Annotated in this window: 4 protein-coding genes; 1 reads left to right on the forward strand and 3 read right to left on the reverse strand. The window is 56.9% G+C overall.

The window, feature by feature from the left end:
* The 3 genes from AC1DSG_RS27715 to AC1DSG_RS27725 form a co-directional block, all read right to left on the reverse strand.
* A partial coding sequence (locus tag AC1DSG_RS27715; RefSeq protein ID WP_477793730.1) for an MFS transporter occupies positions 1 to 864 on the reverse strand: 864 nt, incomplete at its 3' end.
* 11 nt (positions 865 to 875) lie between these two features.
* Positions 876 to 1,679, reverse strand: coding sequence for an alpha/beta fold hydrolase (locus tag AC1DSG_RS27720; protein WP_477793727.1), 804 nt, complete (start codon positions 1,677 to 1,679; stop codon positions 876 to 878).
* A gap of 135 nt (positions 1,680 to 1,814) precedes the next feature.
* Positions 1,815 to 3,710, reverse strand: a complete 1,896-nt coding sequence (locus AC1DSG_RS27725; RefSeq protein ID WP_477793728.1) for a sigma-54-dependent Fis family transcriptional regulator — start codon at positions 3,708 to 3,710, stop codon at positions 1,815 to 1,817.
* A gap of 245 nt (positions 3,711 to 3,955) precedes the next feature.
* Here AC1DSG_RS27725 and AC1DSG_RS27730 point away from each other — a divergent pair.
* On the forward strand, positions 3,956 to 4,881 hold a 926-nt coding region (locus AC1DSG_RS27730), incomplete at its 3' end, for a nuclear transport factor 2 family protein (protein ID WP_477793729.1).

Raw genomic sequence — 4,881 nt, forward strand, 5'->3', positions numbered from 1 at the left:
GAGCAGCTTCGTGCGACTGATATGATCAGATAGCCAACCGGCAGGGTAAGCGGACAACGTATAAAAAAGCGCCATAACCACCATCACCAGCGGAACCCAGGTGACCGACAGACCTAGCTGCTGCGCCCGTAATACCAGAAACGCCTCGCTGAAACGGGCAAGTGTAAACACCCCTCCAATAATGACGACCCACCAATACCCAGTGGAGAAGTCTTGAAGGACTCTCCAATGAATGGGAGATCGGAATTTGCGCTCGCTGGAGGCATGTACGGGCTCCTTTACTCCAACGAAAATGAGAGCCACCGCTATTGTTGCCGGGATCACTGCAAACCACAGCACAAGCTGGATATCGGCGAGCCATAGCATCAGTAAAATGGCCAGAGCGGGGCCAAGAACAGCCCCTACGGTATCCATCGACTGTCGCAGCCCAAAACAGGCACCACGGATTTCTGGTGGCGACACATCTGCAACCAGGGCATCTCGTGGTGCACCACGAATGCCTTTGCCGATGCGATCCAGAAAGCGTGCGGTAAAGACCACTTCAACCGAGTGTGCCAGAGGAAAAAGCGGTTTGCTCAGAGCGGCTAAACCATATCCAAGCAGCAGCAATCCTTTGCGCCGACCAATAAAGTCGCTGATTGCACCAGAGAATATCTTGACGAGCATCGCGGTCGACTCTGCAATCCCCTCGATCACCCCGACGGTCAATGCACTCGCACCCAACGTAGTGACCATAAACACAGGCAGTAAACTGTGTACCAACTCAGACGATAGATCCATGAATAGGCTGACAAAGCCTAACGCCCAAATCGTGCGTGGTATTCGAGGACGCTCAGCGTTGTTGCGCGGACTTTCGCTACTCATTTTTTCATTCATCAGCGGCATGTTTCGAGTAGCCGACCTACTGCGTCCAAAACGACGTCAGGAGCTTCTCGGTGTGGGACATGATGACAATGTTCAAGAATCAGATATTTCCCGAGTGACTTCGTAAGCCTGGCAATGCGCATGGGATGTAACTCGGACCCGTACTCATCCTGTTCCCCATGTAACGCAAGCAACGGGCAGTGAATCGCGTCGATGGTGTCTTCAATTGTCCACCCGCTGAACGACTCCGAAAGCCAAGTATCCGTCCAGGCGGACAGCACCCACTGCGCTTTATCGCCATGATATTTCTCAAGGCGCACCATTTGCCCGGCCCCTTCAAACTGCACCTTGGCTTCCTTGATACCGCGCAGCGTCTGCTCCTCAACAAACGCTTGTGCAGAAACGGTGATCAATGCAACACAGCTCTGCGGATACAAGGATGCACAACACGCCGCCATCGCACCACCAACGCTATGGCCCATGGCGATAAAGCGGTCGATTTGCAACGCGGATTTGATAACGGCAAAGAAGCGCTCAGCTTCGTCGCGTATGAAATGCATCGGCAAACTGTCAGGGTGTGGATCCGACTGCCCGAAGCCGAGTCGGTCGTAGGCAATTACTTCATGACCCGTTACCTGACAGAGTCGTTCGGGAAAATCTCGCCACAATTCGACACATCCAAGGGAGTCATGAAACAGAATAATCGGCGGTTTGAGCTGACTGCCCTCCTCGCCCGCCGGGAACCAGCGTCGAGTAAACAGCCGCCCATGCGGCGTATCGATCCAAAGCGTTTCAACACTGACAACTGATGACATTGAATTTCTCAACTGATCTTTCAGGCGGGCTGGAGAAAATCTGCTGTTCCACAAATTAGCGCCCTCTCCTGCTCGACCTCTATCGACTCAGTCCAAGTCCACAGAGGCAGGAAACGCGAAGATGTCATTCTGCATTCAACCGGGTCGTGAAATACCGTGATGGCGCAGTTTGCGATAGAGCGTATTGCGGCTGATCCCCAGGCGAGCGGCAACATTGGCGATATGCCAGTGTTGCGCCTCAATCAACGTCAGCAGCGTCTGGCGTTCGGATACGCCAAGCGGATTTTCGGCCAACGCGACTGTCGCAGGTACTGTCGGCAGCAACTCCGCCAAGTCGTCTAGAGTGACACGCCCCTCCAACGACAACGCTACCAGTGTGCGCAGACACGTACGCAGCTGCCGGACATTGCCCGGCCAAGGCTGCGCCAACAAGCGCTCTCTGACGCCCGCCTCCAGCCGGATCCTTGCACCCTTTGTCTCTTCGCGCAGCAGATGGTCGAGCAAGCTACCCTTGTCTGATCGTTCGCGCAGCGGCGGGAGCTGCACGGCGAACCCGGCAACTCGATAGAAAAGATCCTCGCGAAAGCGCCCTTCGGCTACACAGGTGTGAAGATCCTGGTGGCTGGCACTGATGAGGCGTACGTCGAGCGGACTTGCCGTCGCGCCGCCTAGCGGTACGACCTGCCGTTCCTCCAACACACGCAGCAGGCGAGTCTGTAAAGCCAGTGGCATATCGGCGATCTCATCCAGGAATAGAATGCCGCCGTGGGCCTGCTCCAGCTTACCGATCATCCCGTCCTTGCGTGCGCCGGTAAAGCTACCGCCGCGATAACCGAACAACTCGCTTTCGATCAGCGTTTCTGGAATGGCCGCGCAATTGATCGCTACAAAAGGCTGGCACGCTCGTGAACTGGCGCGATGCAGCRCCGCTGCAAAAGCTTCTTTGCCCGTACCGGTTTCCCCCTGTAAAAACACCGGAACGTCACGCTCCAAAACGCGCAGCGCGCGAGCAAAGCCGCGTTGCAGGCGCGGGTCTTCCAGGCACACATGCACGTCGTTGATTTGGGGGGACGCGGGGACAACTAAGGGCATCGGGTGTGTGGGTTCTCGCAGTTGCCCGTAGAACAGGCGTCCATCCACCAGCCGCATTGGCCAACAGACGCTCGGCTGAGTGCTGGCCTGACTCATCACCTGTTCGATAGGTGTTTCCATCAGCATCGTCAGGGATTGCCCGACCACGTCGTCACGGCTGAGGCCCAACAGATCCAGCGCAACTTGATTGACTGAACAGATGTGGGCGCTCTCGTCGAAACTGAGCAGACCTTCACCCAGCAGCCCAACGAAGCCTGCCTCAGGGTGGAAGCGCAGCAAGTATCGCTGCGGATCATGCCCCAAGAAAAAACAACTCTCGATCAACTTGGCTGACAGGTTGGTCAACGCCATGGCCTGGAAGTGTTGCTGAAGACTGTGCTCCTCTCGCACTGAAGAGAGGTTGAGCACGGCAAGCAACTCTCCGCTCGCATCAAATATCGGGCTCGCTGAACAGGTCAAGCCGACGTGCTTGCCCCGGAAGTGTTCATCACGTCGGATGGTGACGTGCTGCCGCTCGACCAGGCAGGTGCCGACACCATTGGTGCCCTCGTAATCCTCGCTCCATACCGAGCCAAGCCACAGCCCGGAACGCTGGAACTCGGCTCGCTCGGATTCGTTGAACACACTGTCGATCGCAACACCGCGAGCATCGGTGAGCAGCACCACGTGGCCGTCACGCCCGAGCTGTTGGTGCAAACTGTTCATCTGCCAGTGCGCCACGTCAATGATGTGTTCCAGTGGCGCACGGTGATCCTGCAAGCGTGGTTGTTCAACCACATTAGGCGCGCGGCGGCTGGCGGGATCGAGCTGATATTGATCCAGGCACCGGCGCCAGGATCGTGTGATGGCCAGGTCAGCAGTTGGGCTGTGGCTGGCGATAGTCCCCTGCACGGCTTGTAGCACTTGCTGTGCATGGGCGTTGATCAAGGCCGGCTTCATTGTTCTTGTTCTCCGCTACGGTCAGGACACGGGGCTGTTTGCAGCTTATATGAAAAGACTGCAACGAGCGCTCTTTGCGCCGCGTGACACTCTGTCATCCGCCATTCCCAGAATCGTGACAGAGTTGCGAATCACAGCCTGAGCAAAGCTGAAGCAGCCGCTCTGGAATGGGGCTTTCGCAAAGATGGCCCGGGCCTTGCTCTGGGGCAAGTTGTTACAAAAACAACAAGAACGGGAGAAGCCCCATGAACATCGCTATCGAAACACCTCTGCAAACGCCAACTGCTCAACTCGCGGCTTGGGTCGAAAACCTCGGCGAGCGTCTCGCCCAACGTGATTTGGACGGCGCGCTGGAATTGTTTGCCAAAGAGTGTCACTGGCGTGACCTGCTACTTTTCAGCTGGAACTTAGTGACCCTGGAAGGCAAGCCTGCCATCCGAGACATGCTCGAAACACGCCTCGACCAGACTCGCCCTGAGAGGTGGAAAGTTGAAGGTGAGGCGACGCTGAATAACGGTGTGCTCGAAGGTTGGATCAGCCTGGAAACCGATGCTGCGCGAGGTAAAGGCTACGTGCGCCTAAAGGAGGGTCTGTGCTGGACGCTGCTGACGACCATGCGCGAGCTCAAAGGCTTTGAAGAACCCAGCGGCCGCCGTCGTCCAATGGGTGCCAATCATGGGCACGCCCATACCGACAAACGCAACTGGCTAGAACGCCGTCGTGATGAAGAAGCTTCGCTAGGCATCACCTCCCAACCTTACTGCCTGATCGTGGGCGGCGGCCAGGGTGGGCTGGGGCTCGCTGCGCGGCTAAAGCGAATGGGCGTGCCAACCCTGATCGTCGACAAGGCTGAGCGTCCTGGCGATCAGTGGCGCGGTCGCTACAAGTCGCTGTGCCTGCACGACCCTGTCTGGTACGACCATTTGCCTTACCTGCCCTTCCCCGATCACTGGCCAGTCTTCACCCCAAAAGACCAGATTGGCGACTGGTTGGAGATGTACACCAAAGTCATGGAGCTCAATTATTGGCCGCGCACAGAATGCGTGAGCGCCAGCTTTGACGAGCAAAGTGGCACGTGGAAGGTTGAAGTGCAGCGCGATGGAGAGCGAGTGACTTTACAGCCTACCCAGTTGATTCTCGCCACCGGCATGTCCGGTGTACCCAATATCCC

It is taken from the genome of Pseudomonas sp. P5_A12 (assembly GCF_056400685.1).